This window comes from Enterobacter cloacae complex sp. 418I7 (assembly GCF_050030705.1).
Taxonomy (GTDB): Bacteria; Pseudomonadota; Gammaproteobacteria; order Enterobacterales; family Enterobacteriaceae; genus Enterobacter; species Enterobacter intestinihominis.
In genome coordinates this window covers 2,726,395-2,749,654 of sequence record NZ_JBLGUU010000001.1, presented here as the reverse complement: position 1 = coordinate 2,749,654, position 23,260 = coordinate 2,726,395, and the positions used below count along the sequence as shown (strand labels likewise).

Sequence of the window (23,260 nt, the reverse complement as noted above, 5' to 3'; positions counted from 1 at the left end):
ACAAACATTTTTAATATCCCTAACCCCCAGGCGTATCATTCTTCATTATTGAATAATCCCTTACTTATATACTTGATGAATAATTCATTCTTAATTTATCTGTGATGAGATTGTCTGGGCTCTTTTTATTTATTTTGTGAATAATGTTACTTCCTTTGAGTCAATTCAACTTGAGGTTGGGTATTTTAATAGGAGAACGATAGGTGTATTGTTTTTAATAAACGGAATGTTTGTTAAAAGGATAGATAATAATGTCAGGGGAATCTGAGGTGGCTCAACGGCGGGACACGTTAAACAGATATTTATTGTATTTCCCGCGTAGCAAAAATGTTATTTCTGATGTTCATTCTTTTACAGGAAAAGAGATATTAAGCGAGCCTTATCGCTATACCATTCGCTTTACCAGTCCGGATCAAAACATTGCCATTAATGCTGTTCTTAATCAAAGGGCTGAGTTTATTCTGCGTGCACCCAATCTGGAAGCCTCATGGCATGGGCAAACCTCCTGGCTGCCGGTTCGCCAGATTAATGGCACGATCACCCAATTTTCCCGGCTGATGTCTTCAGGTGACGAAGCACTGTATGAATGCGTGCTGGAGCATGAGCTGGCGCTGCTGGATCAAAATTACCGTTCTGCGGTTTACATGAACATGACAGTCCCGGAGCTCGTTACAAAGCTGATGAAGGACAGTGGTCACTTTGACGGCTACAACATTGATTTTGACCAACTGAGCCACAGCTATCCACGACGGGAAATGATCGTTCAGTGGAAAGAAACCGATTTGCGGTTCATCCGTCGGCTGCTGGCAGAGATAGGGATCTGGTTCCGTTTTGAGAATCACAACAAAGTGAAAACGGAAACCGTCGTTATTTTTGGGGATTCTGCGCGTCGTTACAACTTCAGCGACAAACAGATGCCTTATGTCCGACATTCAGGCATGACCAGTTATAACGAATACATCACCGATCTGGAGGAGCAGCACGGCCTGATCCCAAAAAATGTGTTGGTTCGCACCTATAACTATCGTGACCCGCAATCGCCGCAGACGGATAAGACCATTAAAACGAGCGATATTCCCGAAGGTGTAACGACAGGCCAACACTATCACTATGCCGATCACTATCTTGCTGCGGGGGATTTTCACGGTGAAGAGGCGGAAACCGCCGCATTTTACGCTCGTCTGCGTTATGAACGCCTGTTGAACGGACAGAGTGTTCTGGGGGCGACAACCAGCGATCCCGAGCTTCAGCCAGGCATTATGTTTTATCCTGCAGGGCCTTTACCTGACGGGTTTAAGTCCGGGTTTGTGATAACTGCGATGATTATCCGCGGCAGCCGTGCTGAACACTATCGCGCCGTACTTTCTGGGATCCCCTATATCCACGGCTATAGCTTCCGTCCTGAATACATATCCCGGCCAGTGATAGCCGGAACGGTGCCCGCCAGAGTGAAGGCTATCGGGGGAGATAAAACCTATGCCGGACTTGATGCGGTTGGACGCTACCGGGTTAAGTTCGATTTTGACCTTGATGAAAAACGGGTCGGATTTGAAAGCGCCCTGGTACGCCTCGGCAGGCCGTACGCCGGTGACACTTTTGGTATTCACTTTCCGTTGCTGGAGGGGACTGAAGTTGCCGTAGGTTTTGAAGGCGGCGACCCGGACAGACCTTTTATCGCCCATGTCATGCACGACGGCAGCCACCCGGATTTAGTCACAAACCGTAACGATACCCGAAACGTGATCCGCACGGCCGCGTTGAACAAGATCCGTCTTGAAGATCGTCGCGGGCAGGAACACATCAAAATCTCTACCGAGTACGGCAAAGGGCAAGTGAGTGTGGGCCACCTGGTTGATGCTGAGGGCAAAAAGCGCGGGGAAGGTGTGGAGGCTCGCACCGACGACTGGATGGCGCTGCGTGCTGCCAAAGGCGTGATGATCACCACGGAAGCACAGCCCCGCGCGGGGGGTAAGCAACTGGATATGACAGCGGCTATTGCACAACTCGAAAAGGCGTTATCGCTGGCGATGACCCTACAACAAAGTGCGCTTACGGCAGGTGCGAGTAATGTGGAAACCGATCGGCAAAATGCGCTCAGCCAGACGCTGAGTCATCTCGCGGAGCCCGGTATTTTGGCATATGGAAAAAGTGGAATTGCGCAGGTTACGCCGGACAGCCTGCAATTGTCAGCCGGGAAAGACCTGATTGCCACAGCGGGCGGGAATGCCAGCGTGAATGTGGTGAAAAAATTCTCGCTGGCCGTAGGGGAAAAACTGTCGCTGTTTACCCGCAAACTCGGCATCCAGATGATTGCCGGTGCGGGGGATATTACGACGCAGGCGCAGCGGGGCGAAATGCACATGCTGTCGCAGCAGGATTTCACGCTGACGAGCACCGCCGGGAAAATGAACGGCAGTGCCAGAAAGGGAATGCAGTTTGTCTGCGGGGGCGGCGGGATCCGGATCAGCCCGACCGGGCTGGTCACGATTTTCTCGCCGACGGGCATTGAGCTCAAAGCGCCGAGCCTGAAATACGACGGTCCGGAAAGTGTGTCGGTACCGACGCCATCCTTTGACAAAGGCGCCTTTAAACTTCGCTACAAACTGCACGCCTGCGATGATCCGGAGCAAATTCTGGCAAACAAAAAATTCAGGCTGACCAGTGCATCCGGTCAGGTGGTGGAAGGCGTGACGGACAGCTCCGGTCGTTCAACACTGCTCGATGCTGACGACCTCGACAGCTATAAAATGGAGATAATGGAATGACGGAGGTGAAGACAAAACCCTACGCTCCACGGGTGGTATCAGAAGGCGATATTCCGGTACACAAAACCCTGGGCGAAGTCGCCCAGACGCGCAACGTCGGGATACCGCGTCCGATGCCCGGCATTGTGATCCTCGTCCATGGCGTGAACGACGTGGGTGAAGCTTACCAGAATCAGGAGAAAGGAATACTTGTCGGGCTGGGTAAGCGACTCAACCGGCAGGATTTTTACGCCCACGAATGGAAAGACTACAGAATTATCACTCCCGGGCGTTCCCCCATCATCCCGTTTTACTGGGGATATAAACCGGTTACGCATGCTGACTACCGGGCGGACCAGAAGCGCTACCGGGAGGAAGTCGGGAAGCTGAGTGACAAAGCGCATCTGCCCTATGATGCGTACCAGGAAGATAACGAGACGAATAAAAAGTCGCTGGGTAATGACGGGAAAGGGCCGTTTCAGTACCAGAACGATAACTTTAAAAATGCACTTGATACGAGTTTTGCCAAGGGGGGCGGGACCTTTGCCAACGCAACGACGACGATCCCGGATATGCTGGGACCCGGCGCCGGTGGCTTCGGCGTTGCCGCTGCGGGATTTGCCTCGCTGCACTTCAATGATGGCGATTTTACCCATCCTATCTATGAAAGCCCACACCGCATTTACCAGTTTTTTGCCGCTCAACGGCTGGCGGATTTGATTTTAACTATCCGCCGAAATCCGGTCACAGCAAATGATGTTATCAACGTAGTGGCGCATAGTCAGGGCACTATCCTTACCATGCTGGCGAATATATTGGTCAAACAAGAGGGATTAAAGCCTGTCAACTGTGTCATTCTTAATCACTCACCGTATTCTCTTAAGCCGCGCGTGGCTGAAAATATTCAGCCGGGTTATCAACAGACCGACGATGCCAGACAGCAGACGTTTAAAAATTTCTGTCGCCTTATGCATACGCAATGGAAAGGTGGCGGGAAAATAGCAGAGAGCGAATTACTGGCTCTGGAGGCCTCCTGTACCCTGCGTAAACCTTCCGATAATCCGCTACGAACGGATGACAGATATTGCCGAAGCAACGACGGTAAAGTGTATAACTACTTTTGCCCGAATGACGGCGTCGTGTCGCTGGAGAATGTGCAGGGGGTTGGCTGGCGGGGCATTCCTCAGAATATTGCCAGTGATATACCGAATCTGTTTCAGCGCGTGTTTTACCAGCATGGTGAAGTAGGAAAAATCCCTGACGCTAACCCCTTTGAGCTACCATCGCGAAATGAGGGGGATGCAAAATATGCCTTTCTCACGAACGCCAGTTACAGCGCTCGCGATGTGTTGATAAACGGTGAGGAGTTACCGGAACCGTTTATTTTCAAACTCCAGGGGGAGGATAATCACCCGGATAACGATCCTAAAACCAGTGATAAACCGTATACCTATTATGTCGATCCGGACAGCCCGGACGCCTACATTTCCTATTCCGCTAAAGCCAGCGCCATTAAGCGCACAGTAACGACAACCTTTGCTGTGAACCGCTATCAAAATATTGGCTGGCAGCCCGGTCACGTTTTATCTGCTTCAGAGCTTAAAGAAGAGAGTTTTGAACGAAAGCATGAGGTTATTTATGGTGAGGTGTCAGGTTCGCGAGATTTTCAGTTAGTCACACTTACCTGGAAGAAAACACCGGAAGAACTGCAAGCGGAATGGCAGAAAATCGACCCGGTAGGCTACAGCCAGCACTCCTCTATTGTGATGAGTGAATTTGTACCATCGCACGCTATGGCGTTTGATTTGGCTATTGGGCAGTGCAAATCATTCGATTATCAGGCGGGGAAATTTTGGGAAGGGTTGCTACATCGGGCAGACTGGCGCGATCCGCAGAACGGCAATGCCGATGCCAGAGAATATTATCGTTCGGGAAGGTTGCCAATTGCTGAGACGAAAGACTTCATGAACAGACCTGACGAAGTGCTTCCAAAGAGCACTTACGGTGTGAAAAATCAGTTTAACAAACATACCTCTTTCAAGCCTTCTCACGATCAGGTTTCAGGAAATCAAGAATTGAAAAGCCTCCAATGGGATATGCCAAAACCAATGAGTGACAGTCAACTGGCGTAAGGACAAAACATGAAAGGATTATGTACCGTTGTCGCAGCTACGTCCGTTGTGCTGGCAACCGGATGCCAGGCGAAAGAACCGCCGACACAGGTTGTTTACCGGTTCGATGATCATCGTTATCTTGAGTTAAAAGGCTGGGGCTGTGAAGGCCAGCTCTGGTATACAGATACGAAAAGGGGTATTCATTCACAGCCTTATTTTCAATTTTATCGAGTATTTACCCGTAAGTTTATTCATCCATCAGAACGATATATCTCAATTCCTAACTGGGAGGTGGATGGGTTTCATGTATCGAAAGACTATGGCGAAACATGGAAAGCTGTCGGTTTTTCCCCAGCGGGTAATGAACCAAATGGAGATAACAGAGCACCCGCAGAAGATGCAGTGTCTTTCACCGTCGTCAACGATCAGGGCTTTCTACTAACCAAGCACCGGCTGTACATGTCGTCAAAACCATTTGAAGACCCGCGCATTCTGCCCGGTGGGCTGGGGATTACCTATACCGTGGATGACGGAATGGGAAATAAAGTCAGAGGTAAGCTGGAACCCGGTTCTTCTGGCCCTGCTTGGGGGCTGGATTACATCACCAAAGAAGGTCTGCACGAAGATATAGCTCAATTTAAGACAAACTATCAGGACCTACCTGATAGCGTACCCGAAGTGAAGGAGTACACCGGCTGGGATCATATGCGCTGTGATATGGATGCGGGGCGATAACTGATGAAAGGATTATGTACCGTTCTCGCAGCTACGTCCGTTGTGCTGGCAACCGGATGCCAGGCGAAAGAACCGCCCACACAGGTTGTTTATCGGTTCGATGATCATCGTTTTCTCGAATTGAAAGGCTGGGATTGTGAAGGCGAACTCTGGTACACGGATACGAAGCGAGGCATTCACACCGAACCCGTTAGTCAGTTTTATCGACTCTTTACCCGTAAATTTATTCACCCATCAGAGCGATATATTGCTCTGACGGGATGGGGAGTGAGTGGATTCATAGTATCTAAGGACTATGGGAAAACGTGGCACTCCGTAGCGTTCTCACCAAATCATAATGAACCCAATGGTGATGACTACGCGCCGTATGAGGATATTATTTCTTTCACCGTCGTCAACGATCAGGGCTTTTTACTAACCAAACACCGGCTGTATATGTCGTCAAAACCGTTTGAAGACCCGCGGATTCTGCCCGGCGGACCGGGGATTGCCTATACCGTGGATGACGGAATGGGAAATAAAGTAAGCGGGAAGCTGGACCCCCGTTCCCCTGGCTGGGCGTGGGGAATGGTCTATATGACTAAGCAGGGGCTTAAGCACAGCACGCAGCAATTTAAGGCTAACTGGCAAGATTTACCCGACAGCGTACCCGAAGTGAAGGAGTACACCGGCTGGGATCATATGCGCTGTGATATGGATGCGGGAAAATAGGGAGATAAAGCGATGAAAGGCGTCATTAGGTTAAACGATCCGCTGATAAGCGGAGGAAAAGTCACTAAGGCCTCTGGGGCAGACTTTATGGGTCAGCCCGTGGCCTTGAAAGATGATCTTGTGCAGTGTCCGCTCCATAAAGGGACGTTCCCAATCACTGAATGTCACCCAACCTGGACCATGCATGGCCGTGGGGTTGTGGTAGATGGCTGTCGCGCGGCGTGTGGATGTGAAATCAAAAGTACCTTACCTGTGGCGGGAGCTTCGTAATGCGCGCGTGGTGGTTATACAAAAAACAGCCAGACCCGGATTCCACTCTGCCAGTCGTCATGATTGTTTTCCTCTATGTGATAGCCGTCGCAATGGGCCTCGCGATCCGGGCTCTAACCTGGCCTGAACAGGAACACGTTACGGCTCTCTTTTTTGTGCCTTCAGTTATTCTGCCCATCTGTGTTGTGTCGTTGTTAGTTTTTACAAGTTTCATATTTCATGACGCCAACATTCATTATGCTGAAACCCGAAAATTCATAGCAAAAGAGCAGGAGATTAATTTAAAGGCGTATGCGCGGAAAAATATGGCTATCGCAGCATGGTCTTCAATAACCCCCCTGGAGCAACCCGCGCTGAATATGTTGAAACTGGAAGGCGAATTTCCGCTGGCACCGAAAACGCCGGTTAACATTCAGCTGGAAGATCGCTTCGACCAGACCAGGAATGAACAGATGTTTTACCGCTTACTGGACCCGATGGCAGAAAAATTGAAGGGCTATAACTACCGTATTTTTGAAACCGTTGTCTGGGTTCGCGGAGGGAGTGGATCCTGCATTGATGAACTGAGACGCACTCTGGAGCGGTTGGGTATTGAAACGGCCAGCACGTGTAAAATTGAGTACAGCACAGAATGCCCTGACTACGCGATCGTTAGCCAATGGATGAACTTATCTGATTACAAAGTTGAAAACCGACTGATTGTTATCGTTCATTTACATGAAGAAAGCGGCGAATCAAAGAGCATGGAAAATGCATGTGCATTCCTGCTGACCAGTCATTATGTCCGGGAGGAGGGCGAAAAACCGGTATATTTATATCAGCCTATGTCTGATGTGACCGATGTAGAGGACAACATGGCGGTCTTCCTTGAGACGGGTTCGGTACTTACGCCGAAAAATCTCTGGTATACCGGGCTGTCCCGTATTGAAAAATATCCATTAATGCAGGCACTGGACAAAAAAGCGCTCACGGTGGAACGGCTGGATATCGATGCCTCTCTGGGCGCAAAGAGTGCCGGGTATCGGTGGCTGGCTCTGGCATTTGCGGCGGATGCGGTAAAATATGCCCAGGGGGAGCAACTGGTAGCATATTCAGACAAAAACAAATTTTGTATTACTGCGCTTTCCTCCATGAAGACAGCTATCCCAAATAAACTTACCTGGTGTAACTGGAGTAATCCCCTTTATCCTGCGGGGATGGCGGCTTTATTCTGCGTGTTATCCCTCATTGCCTATCGTATCAGTTTCCTGGCGCAAAACGATCCGCCAGCAATCTGGGAACTGATTGCGAGCATAATCATTCCCTTCGTTATTTTTATAGGCCTCGGTAGTTTTGTTTTCATCTCGAAAACGAATGAAGCCTACGAGGACATGGAATACGAATGGAAGCGATAGAAACGAAACAACGTTAATCATGCTATGTGGCTGGTCGCTTACTTGACCAGCCTCTAGTTATTTACCCTGTCACTTTTACCGCAGTGGCCGCTTTTTTCGCTCTCGCGACGGCTTCGTCCACGTTTTCCCCGGTTGCTAATGCCACGCCCAGACGACGGCTTCCGTCGATCTCCGGTTTGCCGAACAGTCTGACCTGTAAGCCTGCACCAACCGCACCTTCGACGTTATCAAAGGTGACATTCTGGCTGGTCAGCTGCGGCAGGATCACCGCCGAGGCTGCCGGGCCGTACTGACGGATGCCGCCAACCGGCAGGCCGAGGAAAGCACGTACGTGCAGCGCGAACTCAGAGAGATCCTGCGAAATCAGCGTGACCATCCCGGTATCGTGCGGGCGAGGGGAGACTTCACTGAAGATCACCTCGTCGCCGCAAACAAATAACTCCACGCCGAACAGGCCGTAGCCGCCCAGCGCCAGCACCGTTTTGCGGGCGATCTCCTGCGCGCGTGCCAGCGCCAGCGCGCTCATTCGCTGCGGCTGCCAGGATTCGCGATAATCGCCGTCTTCCTGGCGATGACCAATCGGGTCGCAGAAATAAACACCGTCCACGGCGCTGACGGTGAGCAGGGTAATTTCAAAATCAAACTTCACCACGCCTTCTACGATGACGCGCCCGGCACCGGCACGGCCGCCCTGCTGGGCATAGTCCCAGGCTTTGTCCAGCGTGCTGCTGTCGCGGATAAAGCTCTGCCCTTTGCCGGAGGAGCTCATTACCGGCTTAATGATGCACGGGTAGCCAATCTCCTCTACGGCCTGGAGAAACGCAGCTTTATCCCCGGCAAAACGGTAGCTGGAGGTCGGGAGCTGTAATTCTTCTGCCGCCAGGCGACGAATGCCTTCCCGGTTCATGGTCAGTTTTGCCGCTGTGGCACAGGGCACCACGCGCTGGCCTTCCTGTTCAAGGGCAACCAACATCTCAGTGGCAATGGCCTCAATTTCAGGTACCACGAAATCCGGTTTTTCGTCGGCAATTAACGCCCGCAGGGCATTACCGTCAAGCATATCGATGACGTGCGAGCGATGCGCGACGTGCATGGCGGGCGCATTCGCATAACGGTCCACCGCAATCACTTCCACACCCAAACGCTGGCATTCAATGGCCACTTCTTTACCCAGTTCACCCGATCCCAACAGCATAACGCGCGTCGCGGCAGGACGCAGCGCAGTTCCTAAACGAGTCATAAAAATCCCCCTGAAAAAGATGCGGGCAGTATAAACGAAAACGTTTGCGTATGTCTTGTATAGGGATAACCCGAACAGGGGAGAAATTTGCGCTTCTTTAGCACTGACAGACATTTCCTGACACCCGCTCGCTTAGGCTGTGAAGGTTACGCACTGTTACGTGAGGAAAAATATGTCAGGCTGGATGAATCAACTGCAATCCCTGTTGGGACAAAAAGGCTCGTCGTCCGGCGAGCAGGGTCTGAGCAAGCTGCTAGTGCCGGGTGCGCTCGGCGGACTGGCCGGTTTGCTGGTTGCCAATAAATCATCGCGGAAACTGCTTACCAAATACGGTACCGGCGCGCTGCTGGCGGGCGGAGGGGCTATTGCAGGCTCCGTCTTATGGAACAAATACAAAGACAAGGTGCGCAACGCGCATCAGGATGAACCGCAGTACGGGAAGCAGGTTTCGCCGTTAGATTTACGCACCGAGCGCCTGATCCTCGCCCTGGTCTTTGCAGCCAAGAGCGACGGGCATATTGATGCCAGTGAACGTGCCGCAATTGAACAGCAGATGCGGGAAGCGGGCGTTGAGGAGCAGGGCAGGGCGCTGGTGGCGCAGGCCATCGAACAGCCGCTCGATCCGCAGCGGCTGGCGCAAAGTGTGAAAAACGAAGAAGAGGCGCTGGAACTCTATTTTCTGAGCTGTGCTGCCATCGATATCGATCACTTTATGGAGCGCAGCTACCTGAACGCCCTGGGTGATGCGCTGAAGATCCCACAGGACGTTCGTGAGGGAATTGAGCAGGATATTCAGCAGCAGAAGCAGACCCTCGCGGGCTAGAAGGCCATGTTTCGCTTGCATCATACGCGTGTTTTGCCAACCTTATAGGATGTAAAACGAAAAAGTAAGAATGCCATGCCTCCAAAAGCCCGACGTACTCCTTATGCGATCACCACGCATGGCGATACGCGTATCGATAACTACTACTGGCTGCGGGACGATTCTCGTTCCCGGCCAGAGGTGCTCGACTATCTGCACGAGGAAAACGACTATGGCCGCCAGGTCATGGCCAGCCAGCAGGCGCTTCAGGATCAGCTCCTGAACGAAATGGTGCAGCGTATCCCCCAGCGTGATGTCTCTGCCCCGTGGTGCAAAAACGGTTATCGCTATCGCCATATTTATGAGCCGGGAAACGAATATCCCATCTACCAGCGCCAGTCTGTGCTAAGCGCCGAGTGGGACGAATGGGAGATCCTGCTGGATGCTAACAAACGTGCTGCCCACAGTGAGTTTTATACGCTGGGCGGCATGTCCATTTCCCCCGATAACGCCATTATGGCGCTGGCTGAGGATTACCTCTCCCGCCGCCAGTACGGTTTGCGTTTCCGCAATCTTGAAACGGGAAACTGGTATCCCGAAATGCTGGATAATGTCTCCCCCGATTTCGTCTGGGGTAACGATTCAGAAACGGTTTACTACGTTAAAAAGCATGCCTCAACGCTGCTGCCTTATCAGGTCTGGCGTCATACGGTGGGGACCGATTCCGCCGACGATGAGCTTGTGTATGAAGAAAAAGACGAGACGTTCTACGTCAGCCTGCATAAAACCTCGTCTCGCCACTACGTGATTATCTTCCTTGCCAGCGCCACCACCTCTGAGGTGCTGCTGCTGGATGCCGAACTGCCGGATGCCCAGCCGTTATGCTTCCTGCCGCGCCGTAAAGATCATGAGTACAGTCTGGATCACTTCCAGCACAGCTTTTACCTGCGTTCGAACCGCGAGGGCAAAAACTTTGGCCTTTATAAAACCAAAGTGCGCGATGAACGGAAGTGGGAAGTGTTAATTCCTGCGCGCGATCAGGTGATGCTGGAGGGGTTCACCCTGTTTACCGACTGGCTGGTGGTGGAAGAGCGTCAGCGCGGACTGACCAGTATCCGCCAAATCAACCGCAAAACCCGCGAAGTGGTGGGCATTGCGTTCGATGACCCGGCTTACGTGACGTGGATCGGCTTTAACCCGGAACCGGAATCGTCCCGCCTGCGGTACGGCTATTCGTCAATGACTACCCCGGACACGTTGTTTGAGCTGGATATGGACACCGGGCAGCGTCAGGTGATTAAACAGGCGGAGGTCCGGGGATTTGAGTCGGAAAATTATCGCAGTGAACACCTGTGGGTGACCGCGCGCGACGGCGTTGAAGTCCCCGTGTCTCTCGTCTACCACAAGGATCACTTCAACAAAGGTAAAAACCCCATCCTCATCTACGGTTACGGCTCCTACGGATCCAGCATGGACGCCGATTTCAGCAGCAGCAGGCTGAGCCTGCTCGACCGCGGTTTTGTTTATGCGATTGCCCATATTCGCGGCGGCGGCGAGCTGGGTCAGCACTGGTATGAAGACGGAAAATTTCTCAAAAAGAAAAATACCTTCAATGACTACCTTGATGTCTGCGATGCGCTGATCGCGCAGGGTTATGGCGATCCGCAACTCTGCTTTGGCATGGGGGGCAGCGCCGGAGGCATGTTAATGGGAGCCGTGGTAAACCAGCGGCCTGAACTGTTTAAAGGCGTTATCGCTCAGGTGCCGTTTGTGGACGTGGTGACGACCATGCTGGACGAAACCATTCCGCTGACCACCGGGGAGTTTGAGGAGTGGGGGAACCCGCAGGATGAAACCTATTACCGCTACATGAGAGAGTACAGCCCGTACGATAACGTCGAGGCGAAAGCCTATCCGCATATGCTGGTGACCACCGGCCTGCACGATTCCCAGGTGCAGTACTGGGAGCCCGCGAAATGGGTGGCGAAGCTGCGTGAGCTAAAAACTGACGATAATCTGCTGCTGCTGTGTACCGATATGGACTCGGGGCACGGAGGGAAATCAGGGCGATTTAAATCCTATGAAGGGGTGGCGCTGGAGTACGCCTTTTTGATTGGCCTGGCGCAGGATACGCTGCCAGGCCGCGCGGGAACTCAGGCTTCGCCTAAATAATGCTTCAGCGTCAGGCGCAGTTCCGGGCTCATTCTGTCGAGGTTGTTGTACAGCCAGCGCAGATAGCCCGGATCGTTGTCCGCCACTTCCGATACCGGTTTTCCACGATATTTACCGAACGTGAAGGTGGTCAGTAGGGCGGGGCGGCCGGTAATGGTCGCCATATCGTCCGGCGTCCAGCCGGAAGTATTCATGATATCAATCAGGAGCGCTGCGGTGATGTAGCAGTCATAGAGGGCGCGGTGATGATGCAGCCCTTCCGGCGTCCGCACGCTTAGTTTGCGCGACTTATACAGCGCCATATTGCTGTATTTGATCCCCGGCCACAGACGGCGCGCCAGCTTCATGGTGCAAATCCATTCACCGGGCATCTCCGGCAGCACGCGGCGGTCAAAGCTGGCGTTATGGGCGACATACCACTGGCTACCGTGGTAAAGAGGGATGATCTCTTCAATCCACGGCTTATCCGCCACCATCGATTCCGTAATGCGATGAATTGCCATCGCCTGCGCACTGATAGGACGGTCCGGGCGCACCAGGTGGCTCATTGGATTGACTATCTTTCCGTCAACCACGTCGACAGAGGCGACTTCCACAATTCCACCCTGCAAATCGCAGGTTTCGGTATCGATAACGCGCAGCATTGATCGCTCCTGATCCTAAAATGCCTAGCCTAATGGAATGATATCCCCTTGCCAACCCTGTCGGCCCAAAGAACCGGTTAACAGCAACTCTCCCTTATCGGCACGCACGATCAGCTGACCTTTTTCATCCCATAACGCGCTACCGCTGCGCGCGTTCGCCATTAATACCGCGATGGCGTACTTATGCGCGAAGCGTTGTAACGAACTGATGGATTGCCGCCAGCGTTGCTCACCCACCGCCAGGCTGCTGGTGAACAGCGTTGCCTCTGGGTCCAGTTCCGGGGCGTCAGCCTGATTATCAACGATGGTTAACCGTTTATTGCCAGGAATAACACCCGCACCGTTACCCTGGGGATAACGCCGGATGGTCGACAGGTTAGGGGTGAAAAGCGCGAGTCCTTTCTGTTGCTGGAGCGTAATACCGGCAATCACCGTGATGAAACGTGACTGCGCCGCGTGAAGGAGGGGGGCAAGCTGCAAATCGTCGGGGGGTGGGGGTAAGGTTGTTCCGCCAGGGCCGGTAAGCGAAAGCTCCGGAAAGACGACTAAATCGCACCCATGCGAGGCAGCCTCGGCAATAAAGTGCAGGTGATGTTTTACGTGCTCATCAACACAGTTGTGCCGCGGAGCATACTGAGCCGCGGCAATAGTCCATCGTGACATCGTGACTTCCTTATACACTAAGTCGCTGGGATTTTAAGATTACACCTAAATTTATCAGGGTTTTCTTATCCTGCCACATAACGCGTAAGGAAGTGTAACGGGACGTTAAGCTTATTTAACTTTAGGTTCGTACGGCAGGCGCGAGAGATTAACGGAGGCGAGGCGATGCGCAATAAGACGTTCGCGGAACCAGTCGCGCAGATGCGCGGGTTGTTCACGCTCTACCACTTCAGCCACGACGGGCATGTTGTAACGCTCTTTGAATGCGACCCCCGCGGCGGCGAGATCGACATTCACTTTGTCCATCTCGTCCTGAGGAAGGGCGGCCAGGTTAACGTTCATTTCCTTCTCCTTTTTCTGCGGCGGCAACGTTACCGCGATTGTTCAACGATGACAAGGGAGCAAAGGATGTTCCTCGACTCGTTAATTATACAGAGTTATTCTTTAGCATTCAGGCATAACGAAAAGGAATGATTGTGATGCACTTTACCCCTTCCCGCGTCGCGTGTGCGCTGGTGTTTCTGCTCTCTTCGGCAATCGCGCCATCAGCTCTGGCCCATGCGCACCTTAAGCAACAATCCCCGCAGGAAAATACCGTCGCGACGGCACCCGACGTCATTACCCTGAATTTCTCGGAAGGCATTGAACCTGCCTTCAGCGGCGTCGTGGTGACGGACGCGCAGCAGCACAAAATCCAGACCGGCGCGGTGAAGCGTGACGAGAAGGATAACGCAAAGCTGATTGTTCCTCTTGAGAAACCGTTGACGACCGGCACCTATACGGTGGACTGGCATGTGGTCTCCGTGGACGGCCACAAAACCAAGGGCAGCTATCACTTTAGCGTGAAATAGTATGCTGGCCCTGAGCTACGTAGCGTTTCGCTTTATCCATTTTGTTGCGCTGATACTACTGTTCGGCAACGCGCTATACAGTGTCTGGTTTGCACCGTCTTCGTTGCAGCACCTCATGACGCAGCGTTTCCAGCGCCAGCAGAATATCGCGGCCTTAATCAGCCTGATGGCTGCTCTGCTGATGTTCGGCCTGCAAAGTGGGTTAATGGGCAACGGCTGGGGTGATGTCATTCGCCCGGCGGTCTGGCGCAGCGTGCTGGGCACGCAGTTTGGTGGCGTCTGGCTGTGGCAAATGGTGCTGGCCGCTGTGACCGCGGGCGCTGCATGGCTTACCCCGCAAAAGGGCTCACGGCTGTTACTGCTCGCGATGGGGCAACTGGTGCTGCTGGCGGGCGTGGGACATGCCGCGATGAACGGTGGCGCGCCGGGTGCGTTGCATCGTCTGAACCATGCGCTTCACCTGCTCTGCGCCGCCACCTGGGTGGGCGGTTTACTGCCGCTGCTGTTCTGTATGCGGCTGGCGAAAGGCCGCTGGCAGCCAGCCGCTATCTTTACCATGATGCGCTTCTCCCGCGTGGGGCATTATGCCGTGGCGGGCGTGCTGCTGACCGGGATAATCAATACGCTCTTTATTGTGGGCATAGACGTGCCGTGGGAAGCGCCTTATGTACGGCTGTTGTTGTTTAAATGTGCGCTGGTCATCATGATGGTGGCAATTGCGCTGGCGAATCGGTATTTTCTTGTGCCACGCTTTCGCCCTGATGCCGGGCGGGAACAACAGATTTTTATCAGGATGACACAGGCAGAAGTGGTGCTGGGCGCGCTGGTACTGGCGGCCGTCAGCCTGTTCGCGACCTGGGAACCCTTCTGACAAGGTTTAATAACTTATGAAAAAGACACTGCTTTCTCTTTTACTTCTCACCTGTGCCAGCAGTGCGCTGGCCGCGCCGCAGGTCATCACCGTCAGCAGGTTTGAAGTGGGTAAGGACAACTGGGCATTTAATCGTGAAGAGGTCATGCTCACCTGCCGTCCCGGTAACGCGCTGTATGTCATCAATCCCAGTACGCTCGTGCAGTATCCGTTAAATGACGTAGCGGAGCAGCAGGTTGCCAGCGGGAAAAGTAACGGACAGCCTGTCAGCGTGATCCAGGTGGATGACCCGGCAAACCCCGGGCAGAAGAAGAGTCTGGCACCGTTTATTGAGCGCGCTAAAAAGCTCTGCTAGCCGTCAGGTTTCCAGTAAAAAAAAACCGCAGGTGCTTGTAAAAGCTCTGCGGTTTTTCACATTTAGTGATGTTCTGACGCTTTTTTTCAGACCACTTTTACTGTGGACTGGAAAACCTGACGTCGTCATCTATTCTTAAAGGGCAAGGCGATTGAGCCTGCATTAATGCCAACTTTTAGCGCACGGCTCTCTCCCAAGAGCCATTTCCCTGGACCGAATACAGGAATCGTATTCGGTCTCTTTTTATATATTTGTTTTTCAAAGGTTTTTTCGGTATTAACACGAAATCCCCCGAAAATTACTCGAATATTCCATATCCTGTCTAAACCATAACATACTCCGCACCGCGTGCGTCCAGGTATTTTTTGGTCATTGTTAAATTTTTGTGGCCGAGTAAGCGCTGAGAAAATTCCTCCCCGCGCTCCTTTTCATAGAGCCTGCTCGCCAGACTTCTGATCTCATGGAAAGGAGGTGGGTTAGGTCCGAATTTTAACCCGGTCGAATCCCTTATCTCTGCAAAGGCCTGTGTGAGTCCGTCAGGAGTTAGCGGCCCCGGCTTTCTTCCCCCGCGGCGGACCGGAGAGTAAAGCATGAAGTCGGAAGGGTTGTTCACCCGGCATCGATCAATGACATCCTGCAACACAAGCCCGGCGACGTCCAGCCTCAAATCAAGGGGAAGTGCCAGTTTGTGACCTGTTTTCTCCTGCGTAACGAAAAGCCTCCCATCTTTAATGTCACTGAACCTGAACAGTGAGATATCTTCCCGCCGCTGGCCGGTGACCAGTGCCAGATCGCATGCGTTTGGCGCCCATTCAGAATGAGTTAACGCTGCCTGGCGGATGACCGTGAATTGTTCGAGCAGCAAGCGTTCTCGCTTAACTTTCGGTGTCGGCGTTCGCGTCGGTTCTGCCGGGTTCCTGTCGACATGTCCTTCCACAATCGCCTCCCTGAAGATGTCCATCAGCACAGACCTGAGCCCGGAAGCCATGCTCTTTTTATCGCAGAGAATGTACGCTTCAAGGAATGAGGCGATGTCCTTTGTCGTGACAGAAGCGAGGGGAATTTTGCCGAACTCTTCCTTAATGGTGGCGATCTGGTTTCGCCTGACCTTCATCGTGTTTGGTTTCAGCTCGCGCCGCTCGAGAATCACCTCGTAACGCTCCAGCCATGCAGCCACTGTGAAAGTGGGCACGTCTTTTATGCGATCCAGGAGAGAAGAGGGAAGGTGATTCTGGTCGATGTAGTTGTTGGCCTCAATGGCCTGGGCAACAGCGTCCTTGCGATCAATTCGGCCAAGAGATATCTCCTGCCCGGTCACCGGATTGCGCCAGCTGTAAAGTCTGTCTCTTTTACGATAGGTCAGGTTACGTGGCAGGTTAGCGTCGTAACGTACTGGCCTTTTCGCCATGAGTCAGTCTCTCCAGTAAGGTGCCGCCGGACGGCAGTTTGGTGTGTTTCGGTTTAGCGCGCAGGTTCTTCTTGCGCGGAGCCACGTAGATAGCGTCAGGCTGAACCTTATATTCCTTTCCGTGCAGCTCTGGCGCGGGATAAATTCGCCCCTCCCGCGTCCATCGACGCAGAGTAGAAAGGGAGGGTGGAGTCGTGTAGACCTCAGCAGCCCATTCCTGCAAATTGAGAAGCTTAGCCATGAGAACTCCTTAGCCACCTGGCATTATATGCGAGGCTGCGTTGACGTGTTGATTAATCGAAATCAGGTAAAAAAAAGCCCGGCGTACCGGGCAAAAGGGATAACGGAGCAGTGCTTTCGCACCCAATAGCCAGCTCATAACTGGCTATCAGTTGCGTCAGTCGTCTTCATCTTCGTCCCAGTCCTCGTCGTAATATGGCGAGGTGAGAAGTGGGTTAGTTGCTGAGAGAATCTCTCCGGCGGCGCCCTGCCGCTGAAGTCGACGAAGCGCTTCGTATAGCTCAAAGGCCTCGGTTCGCTCGTCACCTATATCGAGGGCGCATGCAACCTTGTGCGCCTCGGTGATAAGAGTTGATAGCTGGTTTCTGATGTCCTGAATGGTGCTCATAGTTATCCTTACGCCGCACGCTGGGCGCGCAGCGATCTGTATTTATCGTGCTGAAAATTCGCCGAAGTGAGTTTCTTCACCTTTTTTTCTGGCCGCTATCGCATCTTCTTTTTGCTTGAAATATCCAAGGCTTTTCATTTTTCCGTTCACCTTGATGTGAGCTCGCCACTTTCCTCTTCTCTCCTCATAAGAAACTCCTGCGACACCGGAAGTGTTGTTTGATGCGACGGAACGATTCATGGTGTTTTGGAGTGGGGTTACTTCGCGTAAATTGCAGAATCTGTTGTCTCGAGGGTTTCTGTTTATGTGGTCGATGTAACTTTTCGGCCAACTTCCAGTCATGAGAAGAAATGCTATTCGGTGGGCCTTAATAAGCTTCCTGTGCACCTGGATAGTGAGATAACCAAGTCTGTCAGTATTTCCTGCTAAATTACCGGCAGACTGATTTCCCCATTTGATCTTCCATCTAAACTCACCAGTTTCCGGATTGTAAGAAAGCAGTTTTTCTACCTCCTCACGAGTGATATCTGGCATCACACCCCCCTCTGCTTATTCCTCAATTTGATAACACCTTGGCAATCCGCGCACGTCTGTCAGCCGGGAACAGCAGCGCGCCGCGGCTCGGGAATTGTTTCGTCGCATTCTTCACAACGCTCTGCTGATACGGCGTTGCGGTTTACTCGGTGAGCGGAAAGTGCAGCGTTACGCTGAAGCTCTTCAATCTCTGCTGCGGTATCGATGATATCGGCCATGGTCAATGCTCCCGGAACTGTCGGTTAATTCGGTTGAAGGTGAACGCCAGCAATAAAAAAGGCCGCGATAGCGACCTGGTGATTAGTGCCGTCATGCTGCACCTCCTTCATTCTTTTCGGCTTCGACGGCCATCTGCTCAAGACGTCGTGATAGCTCGGCGGCCAGCGTCTGGAATTCTTCCTCTGTCACCACCGGAATCGGCACAAAGCGAATCCCGATGTGCGCAAGGTTATTGGCAATTTCGAGGCTTTTTCTCAAATCAACTGGTGAGGCTTTGTTCATGCTGCACCGCCATCTTTTTCGGCTAGCACCAGTCTTCCGTCGCATAGAGCACGTATGATTTCCTGATACTCCCAGCCGAAGTACATGCTCTCGACGTAGACCCGCAGAGGAGGATAATCATGCTGCTTGCGGCGAATGAAAGCCTCCGCCGCTTCACGGGTAAAATGAGCGTTGATGTTCTGCCACTCTTTGCGTGTACCGCAGACAGTGTGGCCGTCAAGGTCAGCCAGTACTTCCCACTGAGCGTCTTCATCGAGATCGGTAAAGGCAGTGTCGCACTGGTCAATGCAAAAGGCGTTTAACTCTTCCTGCTGCTGTTCATCCAGATCGTCCCAATACTCCTGCGGGCTGTCCCATTCGCATTCCTCGAAATGGACTATCTTCGATTCGCCGTACTCTTCTGCCAGGCCATAAATGGTTGCCTGCTTCTGAACCATGAAAATCGGATCGGCGGTGGCGTGACGATTAACACCATCGCCGCGATGGTGATACCTCAAGCGCTCAATGAAATCTGCGAATGTTTCCGGAGTTAATTTCGCTCCGTCTGCTATCGAATTGCTCATGAATCCACTCCGAAGCGGCGATTAAGCCGCCCTGTGTATACGACGAACTCAAGGAGGCTAACTCCCAGAGCTTCAATTTTCTTGTGATGCTTGTTGATGATGGGAGGCACCGTTTCGTTCCAGTTTGGCTTTGGCTTCTTGCGCATGGCCTGCTGGATTTCCTCGGTGCAGCGGTGGCAGGCAGCACGGATGGCGTTGTCTGTTTCTGGCGTCATGCAGCCTCCGTCTTAACAACATTGATGGCGCAGCCGGGCAGCAGTTCCACCGCGGCGGTGGCGCACTGATTTCCCCAGTGGTGCCAGCCCGGGGCGGCACTGCGGCTAAACAGCTCAATGCGTGGCACATCGCCATAAAGCAACTCCAGCCGATGACGCACTTCCCACGGCTTTTCGCTGTGCGCGCCGAGCGGGCTGTAGACCACCTGCTTAATCCCGGCATGCTTTCGCTCCAGCCCGGCGCCGCGGGTGGCAATCAACAGGTCTTCGGTGTTGGCCCGGGTGTGGTTTCCGCCGTTCATGCGCGTCTCGGCGTTAAGCAGATCGAGGAAGTCGTAAAAGTCGGTGACTTCACCCTCGGCCAGCGCCTTGTTGATGCGCAGTTCCGCGTTCTGATTCAGCTTCACCCAGGTAAAGCCCTTCATCGTGCGAACGGTAAAACCCCAAGCTTCGGCTAGTTCAATCGCCTCCTGGTTATGCGTGCCGGTGTACCACATCGCCAGCACCGCGTTTTCGGCGGCGAGTTCCCATACCGGGAGGCGTTTGATGTCGATGAGCTTCATGGTGGAGTAGTGATCGGCAGCGGCTCCGTTGCTGATGGTGTTGCCGTAAGACCATGGCGGATCGACATACAGAAGTGAGTATTTCGCTGTCATGCCGCCTCCTGCCTTTCCCGATATTCCTCAGCGAGCCGCTGCGCCTTTAGTGGATTGCTGACCACTTCACCCCATGGCATTAGCCAGCCGTTACCAATGAAGGGAAGGCACACAGTGCCAACCCTGATGTCGTCGTGAGCGTGAGTCATAGGATGGACTCCATTTCGTCTATGTAGAGGCCCTGAGCAATCAGGCGGCGACGGCGGGCGGCACGTTGAATGCACTCCTGCCGCCTACCTTCCTGCGATTGCTCTATAGCGCGCCGGGTGAACAGCCGCGATTTACCCTGCGGCGTAACAACCTTCGGCTTCGTAACGAGGTCGAAAGCGCGGTCGCAGATGCCGTCATCGTTGAGCCATTTCTTCGACTCAACGATCTGCGCTATCTGTCCGGAGCCGCGGGTAATGCCGTTGGCGACCCGGTTAAACTCAATGAGCGTTACGCCAAACTTCTCAGCGATTTCGCTGCCGGTTACCGGGCGGCCGCGCGTCTGAATCATCCAGATAACGCGCTCACGTAGGCCAGAGAATTGCCCGGTTCGCCCGGGCCGGCGGTAGAAGGGGGTGCGTTTCATGGCTCTACCTACTTTATGATGAGTGAGGGTTTGCCAAGTTTTATTTGCGCACCCGGCACATCCACGCCAGCTTCGATTTGGTGTTTGATAGCCAATTTATCTGGCTTGATGCTCGTCTCGTATTCGACGAATTCAGGAGGAAGCGCACTGGCATCCGTAATTTCAACTGACTTAGACGGCGCGCGAACCGTTACCTGATGAATGCCTGCCTTCAGTGATTTCTTCCCTGCTGTTTCGAGGGAGGTGGCTACATAATCTTTCATGCTCGCCACACGGTTATCTGCGGCTTTTGCGCGTTCTGCAAGGCGCTTGCTTTCTTCTCTCAGCGCCTCGGCATAAGCAGATTCGTTTTTGCAAACAGCAAGGATCTGCTCGACCTTTGCTTCCAGCTCCCACTCAATGCAATCAAGGGTGTCGGCTATCATTTCAGGCTCCATGCCTGAATCAGTCAGCTTTGCGAAATCATTGGCGATCTGGTAAAGAGCTGTCATTGCGTAACCTCTTCGAATTTTGCTTTGCACTTGGCATATACGGCCTGAACCTCTTGTTGAAGCTGCATTCCGGCCGTCATTTTGTAAGCTGCCTGGAAGTGAGTTTTGAGAGCATGTATATTTTTCGCCTGCTTCATGTCCTCACATAGTGACTGGATGGTGTTGATAAGTTCCTGTTTTGCGTTTTCTTCCGACTGGATGATTTCGCTTTCAGGGGTGTAGGGCATAACTGGCTCCGTGTATATGCCTTCGCTCTCGTTGAGCACATCGACGGCATTATCCAGACGGTCAGCCCGCGGCCAGTATTTATATGCTCTTTTGACGATCGTCTTCCTGGCCATCTCAGACCAGAAGTTGACCCATGGGCCTTTTGGTGATGTTCCCGCTTTGCTCACTTTCCTGATTTCTTCTATTTCAGCGAGACTCATCTCTTCAGTGAGATAGTCGCCATCAGCGGTTTTAACTGTGCAGTAGCCACCGATAACGGCGCCGCGAGCGTCAGGCGTGGCAAACGGGTTGTATTTATGAGCTGGCGCCTTATCGAGACCAAGTGTCTCGTAGTCGTCGCTAGCATGAACTAGCTTGCACTGACCCCACTTGATGACGCCAGCCGACTGGGCGATGTGCAGAAGGCCCATGTAGCTGATATCGAGGCAGACCATGCCGTCGCGCGGAACCAGATAAGCCAGTTTGCTTGCAGGGTTCAGGCTAATGCCGACAGCTGCAACGTTGATGATCGCGTTCTGGGCGCTGGTGGGGTTGGCAATCGCCGTTTCTGCCAGTTTTTGATTACGCTGGAATAACTGGATAGCGAACTGGCATTCCTTTGCCCAAGTCAGAGACTGGTCGGTAAGGGCTCCGACAAAAAGCGGCTCCTGCTCCTTAACGAACTGAATCAGATCGAAGCTCATAATCACTCCTTAAAACGGGCAGGGCGCTTGGCGCTGCCATTCTTCTTCGGCGCGGGCATATGCGCAGGCCGAAATGTATTCGTTGTATGCCTCTTCGGCCTTTTCTCCGATAAGCGCAAACTGGGCTTCCTGGGGCAGGAACAAGCTGCTCATTTCCAGAGGTTTCGCAGGGAACATGGCGATCAGTTCCTTCGCTCGGTCGTCGATCCACTTCTCTTTCTCGTCGGTGAGCTGCTGCTCAGTCCAGCGCCGATCTTCGATACGGTCGTAAGTGAGGTATGCGTTCATGGCTGAACTCCTGAAATTTGGATGTGCAGATCCCGCCCGCATTGAGCCAGGCCGATCGGTTGAATAGGTTTTTTACTTCTGCGCGATGGATTTCGCCGGGAGCTCGCCGTTTCGGAGGATGCTTTCTACTGGCCAGCACTCAGCTGACACTCTCTGCTCTGTAGTTGCCTGGCTGCATTCCTGTTGACTGTCGTAAACGCCGAGAATGACATCCTGATAATCACCGTTGGTCATTGCCACGGTCAGGACGAGCGCGAATAAAGTTTCCATCAGTGAAGAGTCCTCCCGATGGCGACGGCGTAAAGACGCTTTGCTTCTTCCCACGCCGGAGCATTGCGATGGAGCACCGCGAACGAAGCGAGTCGTTGGGCCTCTCTGATCTGCTGCTGGTTTACCATGATTTCCTCTTGGCCTTATCGCGGCGAACGGAACGGTTAATACAAGACTTCAACGCATTTATTCAGTGTTTCAATGGGCGGTGGATGGCCGCCGGTTGTCATAACTAACCGCACTCATCGAGAACGGTGAGGTATGAAAAAAAGCCGCTGATTAGGCGGCCTTGATGGTGATGTCATCTGAATCGAGTATTCCAGAGACGTCTACATGGGTTATCTTTATGCCCTCGCTGCCGTCCATTGGCGGCCAACCTTCAACCCCCTCACCATTTGACCAGTCGAATTCACTCACCACGCCGTAAGTGTTGTAGTTTTGACTCAGTGCAATGAGCAGAGCCTCTTTTGCCAACATGACCAGCACCGCATTCAAAACTGATCCCTGTCTCTCCAGTCGGTAATCAGCGTTCGACCAAAAGTTGTTAATCTCATGCAGCTTTTCATCGGTCATTACGTCATGGTCTATTTCAACCGTTATCTCCGCCTTCCACTCATAGTCGATTGTGTATTTTTTAACGTTCGCCATCGCCTTA

The 23,260-nt window shown here is 52.8% G+C and carries 30 protein-coding genes and 1 pseudogene; 11 read left to right on the top strand and 20 right to left on the bottom strand.

The window, feature by feature from the left end:
- Positions 1 to 251 precede the first annotated feature (251 nt).
- From ACQG0S_RS13340 to ACQG0S_RS13315, 6 genes are read left to right on the top strand one after another with little or no spacing between them, the layout of a single operon-like run.
- Entirely contained in the window at positions 252 to 2,765 is a 2,514-nt protein-coding gene (locus tag ACQG0S_RS13340; RefSeq protein WP_048966877.1) for a DUF2345 domain-containing protein, read from the top strand.
- Entirely contained in the window at positions 2,762 to 4,876 is a 2,115-nt protein-coding gene (locus tag ACQG0S_RS13335) for a T6SS effector phospholipase Tle3 domain-containing protein (protein WP_048966878.1), read from the top strand. Before ACQG0S_RS13340 ends, ACQG0S_RS13335 begins: the two co-directional genes overlap by 4 nt.
- 9 nt (positions 4,877 to 4,885) lie before the next feature.
- Positions 4,886 to 5,593 carry a T6SS immunity protein Tli3 family protein gene (locus tag ACQG0S_RS13330; RefSeq protein ID WP_063138115.1) on the top strand — a complete coding sequence of 236 codons (708 nt, stop codon included), beginning with the start codon at positions 4,886 to 4,888 and terminating at the stop codon, positions 5,591 to 5,593.
- A 3-nt stretch (positions 5,594 to 5,596) separates the two neighbouring features.
- A complete protein-coding gene (locus ACQG0S_RS13325) occupies positions 5,597 to 6,304 on the top strand; it encodes a T6SS immunity protein Tli3 family protein (RefSeq protein ID WP_063138114.1) in 708 nt (235 codons plus the stop codon).
- A gap of 12 nt (positions 6,305 to 6,316) precedes the next feature.
- Entirely contained in the window at positions 6,317 to 6,574 is a 258-nt protein-coding gene (locus ACQG0S_RS13320; RefSeq protein ID WP_022648473.1) for a PAAR domain-containing protein, read from the top strand.
- Complete coding sequence (locus ACQG0S_RS13315; RefSeq protein WP_048966463.1) at positions 6,574 to 7,968, top strand: hypothetical protein; 1,395 nt, start codon at positions 6,574 to 6,576, stop codon at positions 7,966 to 7,968. Before ACQG0S_RS13320 ends, ACQG0S_RS13315 begins: the two co-directional genes overlap by 1 nt.
- A 61-nt stretch (positions 7,969 to 8,029) precedes the next feature.
- Here ACQG0S_RS13315 and purT read toward each other — a convergent pair whose 3' ends face one another.
- Entirely contained in the window at positions 8,030 to 9,208 is a 1,179-nt protein-coding gene (gene purT, locus ACQG0S_RS13310) for a formate-dependent phosphoribosylglycinamide formyltransferase (RefSeq protein WP_022648471.1), read from the bottom strand.
- 172 nt (positions 9,209 to 9,380) lie between these two features.
- Between purT and ACQG0S_RS13305 the strand changes: the two genes are divergently transcribed.
- The gene (locus ACQG0S_RS13305) at positions 9,381 to 10,031 is read left to right on the top strand and encodes a tellurite resistance TerB family protein (protein WP_022648470.1); all 651 of its coding nucleotides are present in this window, start codon (positions 9,381 to 9,383) and stop codon (positions 10,029 to 10,031) included.
- A 75-nt stretch (positions 10,032 to 10,106) separates the two neighbouring features.
- Positions 10,107 to 12,182 (top strand): oligopeptidase B, encoded by a 2,076-nt coding sequence (ptrB, locus tag ACQG0S_RS13300; RefSeq protein WP_046619432.1) that lies wholly within the window; start codon positions 10,107 to 10,109, stop codon positions 12,180 to 12,182.
- On the opposite strand, the gene exoX is transcribed toward ptrB, so the two are convergent.
- From exoX to ACQG0S_RS13285, 3 genes are all read right to left on the bottom strand, one after another.
- Positions 12,164 to 12,826: an exodeoxyribonuclease X gene (exoX, locus tag ACQG0S_RS13295; RefSeq protein ID WP_022648468.1), complete on the bottom strand. Its 663-nt coding sequence runs from the start codon at positions 12,824 to 12,826 to the stop codon at positions 12,164 to 12,166. The two genes, ptrB and exoX, sit on opposite strands and share 19 nt — an antisense overlap.
- A 24-nt stretch (positions 12,827 to 12,850) precedes the next feature.
- Entirely contained in the window at positions 12,851 to 13,489 is a 639-nt protein-coding gene (locus ACQG0S_RS13290; RefSeq protein WP_023300434.1) for a nitrilase-related carbon-nitrogen hydrolase, read from the bottom strand.
- Between the two features lie 111 nt (positions 13,490 to 13,600).
- On the bottom strand, positions 13,601 to 13,831 hold the full coding sequence (locus ACQG0S_RS13285; protein ID WP_003859784.1) for a DNA polymerase III subunit theta: 231 nt from the start codon (positions 13,829 to 13,831) through the stop codon (positions 13,601 to 13,603).
- A 137-nt stretch (positions 13,832 to 13,968) separates the two neighbouring features.
- On the opposite strand from ACQG0S_RS13285, the gene yobA reads away from it, so the two are divergent.
- Genes yobA through ACQG0S_RS13270 form a run of 3 tightly spaced genes read left to right on the top strand, consistent with a single transcriptional unit; the run spans position 13,969 to position 15,566 of the window.
- Positions 13,969 to 14,340: a CopC domain-containing protein YobA gene (gene yobA, locus ACQG0S_RS13280; RefSeq protein ID WP_023300433.1), complete on the top strand. Its 372-nt coding sequence runs from the start codon at positions 13,969 to 13,971 to the stop codon at positions 14,338 to 14,340.
- A 1-nt stretch (position 14,341) separates the two neighbouring features.
- Complete coding sequence (gene copD, locus ACQG0S_RS13275; RefSeq protein ID WP_046619433.1) at positions 14,342 to 15,211, top strand: copper homeostasis membrane protein CopD; 870 nt, start codon at positions 14,342 to 14,344, stop codon at positions 15,209 to 15,211.
- Positions 15,212 to 15,227: 16 nt separating this feature from the next.
- The gene (locus ACQG0S_RS13270; protein ID WP_022648464.1) at positions 15,228 to 15,566 is read left to right on the top strand and encodes a YebY family protein; all 339 of its coding nucleotides are present in this window, start codon (positions 15,228 to 15,230) and stop codon (positions 15,564 to 15,566) included.
- A gap of 322 nt (positions 15,567 to 15,888) precedes the next feature.
- Here the strand turns inward: ACQG0S_RS13270 and ACQG0S_RS13265 are convergent, their stop codons facing one another.
- The 16 genes and pseudogenes from ACQG0S_RS13265 to ACQG0S_RS13190 all read right to left on the bottom strand — a co-directional run bounded on the left by ACQG0S_RS13265 (position 15,889) and on the right by ACQG0S_RS13190 (position 23,253).
- Positions 15,889 to 16,974: a tyrosine-type recombinase/integrase gene (locus tag ACQG0S_RS13265; protein WP_426750493.1), complete on the bottom strand. Its 1,086-nt coding sequence runs from the start codon at positions 16,972 to 16,974 to the stop codon at positions 15,889 to 15,891.
- Positions 16,943 to 17,215 carry an excisionase gene (locus ACQG0S_RS13260; RefSeq protein ID WP_426750491.1) on the bottom strand — a complete coding sequence of 91 codons (273 nt, stop codon included), beginning with the start codon at positions 17,213 to 17,215 and terminating at the stop codon, positions 16,943 to 16,945. The genes ACQG0S_RS13265 and ACQG0S_RS13260 overlap by 32 nt, the downstream gene beginning before the upstream one ends.
- A 156-nt stretch (positions 17,216 to 17,371) precedes the next feature.
- Positions 17,372 to 17,602, bottom strand: a complete 231-nt coding sequence (locus ACQG0S_RS13255; protein WP_337258471.1) for a hypothetical protein — start codon at positions 17,600 to 17,602, stop codon at positions 17,372 to 17,374.
- A 42-nt stretch (positions 17,603 to 17,644) separates the two neighbouring features.
- On the bottom strand, positions 17,645 to 18,136 hold the full coding sequence (locus ACQG0S_RS13250) for an HNH endonuclease (protein WP_047355337.1): 492 nt from the start codon (positions 18,134 to 18,136) through the stop codon (positions 17,645 to 17,647).
- A 62-nt stretch (positions 18,137 to 18,198) separates the two neighbouring features.
- A pseudogene (locus tag ACQG0S_RS13245) lies at positions 18,199 to 18,354 on the bottom strand (TraR/DksA C4-type zinc finger protein); the annotation flags it as partial.
- A gap of 91 nt (positions 18,355 to 18,445) precedes the next feature.
- Complete coding sequence (locus ACQG0S_RS13240; RefSeq protein ID WP_058691400.1) at positions 18,446 to 18,637, bottom strand: DUF1382 family protein; 192 nt, start codon at positions 18,635 to 18,637, stop codon at positions 18,446 to 18,448.
- Complete coding sequence (locus ACQG0S_RS13235) at positions 18,634 to 19,200, bottom strand: hypothetical protein (protein ID WP_063438386.1); 567 nt, start codon at positions 19,198 to 19,200, stop codon at positions 18,634 to 18,636. Before ACQG0S_RS13235 ends, ACQG0S_RS13240 begins: the two co-directional genes overlap by 4 nt.
- Positions 19,197 to 19,415, bottom strand: a complete 219-nt coding sequence (locus tag ACQG0S_RS13230) for a hypothetical protein (protein ID WP_426750488.1) — start codon at positions 19,413 to 19,415, stop codon at positions 19,197 to 19,199. Before ACQG0S_RS13230 ends, ACQG0S_RS13235 begins: the two co-directional genes overlap by 4 nt.
- Positions 19,412 to 20,071, bottom strand: coding sequence for an MT-A70 family methyltransferase (locus ACQG0S_RS13225; protein WP_161503857.1), 660 nt, complete (start codon positions 20,069 to 20,071; stop codon positions 19,412 to 19,414). Before ACQG0S_RS13225 ends, ACQG0S_RS13230 begins: the two co-directional genes overlap by 4 nt.
- Complete coding sequence (locus tag ACQG0S_RS13220) at positions 20,068 to 20,220, bottom strand: DUF1317 family protein (protein WP_001514153.1); 153 nt, start codon at positions 20,218 to 20,220, stop codon at positions 20,068 to 20,070. Before ACQG0S_RS13220 ends, ACQG0S_RS13225 begins: the two co-directional genes overlap by 4 nt.
- Positions 20,217 to 20,645 (bottom strand): regulator, encoded by a 429-nt coding sequence (locus ACQG0S_RS13215; protein WP_232946004.1) that lies wholly within the window; start codon positions 20,643 to 20,645, stop codon positions 20,217 to 20,219. The genes ACQG0S_RS13220 and ACQG0S_RS13215 overlap by 4 nt, the downstream gene beginning before the upstream one ends.
- 8 nt (positions 20,646 to 20,653) lie before the next feature.
- On the bottom strand, positions 20,654 to 21,136 hold the full coding sequence (locus tag ACQG0S_RS13210; RefSeq protein WP_232946002.1) for a siphovirus Gp157 family protein: 483 nt from the start codon (positions 21,134 to 21,136) through the stop codon (positions 20,654 to 20,656).
- Complete coding sequence (locus ACQG0S_RS13205; protein WP_232946000.1) at positions 21,133 to 22,047, bottom strand: recombinase RecT; 915 nt, start codon at positions 22,045 to 22,047, stop codon at positions 21,133 to 21,135. The genes ACQG0S_RS13210 and ACQG0S_RS13205 overlap by 4 nt, the downstream gene beginning before the upstream one ends.
- A gap of 9 nt (positions 22,048 to 22,056) precedes the next feature.
- The gene (gene gamL, locus ACQG0S_RS13200; protein ID WP_232945998.1) at positions 22,057 to 22,335 is read right to left on the bottom strand and encodes a host nuclease inhibitor GamL; all 279 of its coding nucleotides are present in this window, start codon (positions 22,333 to 22,335) and stop codon (positions 22,057 to 22,059) included.
- A 72-nt stretch (positions 22,336 to 22,407) separates the two neighbouring features.
- Complete coding sequence (locus tag ACQG0S_RS13195; RefSeq protein WP_232945996.1) at positions 22,408 to 22,605, bottom strand: DUF1482 family protein; 198 nt, start codon at positions 22,603 to 22,605, stop codon at positions 22,408 to 22,410.
- A gap of 279 nt (positions 22,606 to 22,884) precedes the next feature.
- The gene (locus ACQG0S_RS13190) at positions 22,885 to 23,253 is read right to left on the bottom strand and encodes a DUF2528 family protein (protein ID WP_232945994.1); all 369 of its coding nucleotides are present in this window, start codon (positions 23,251 to 23,253) and stop codon (positions 22,885 to 22,887) included.
- Positions 23,254 to 23,260 lie beyond the last annotated feature (7 nt).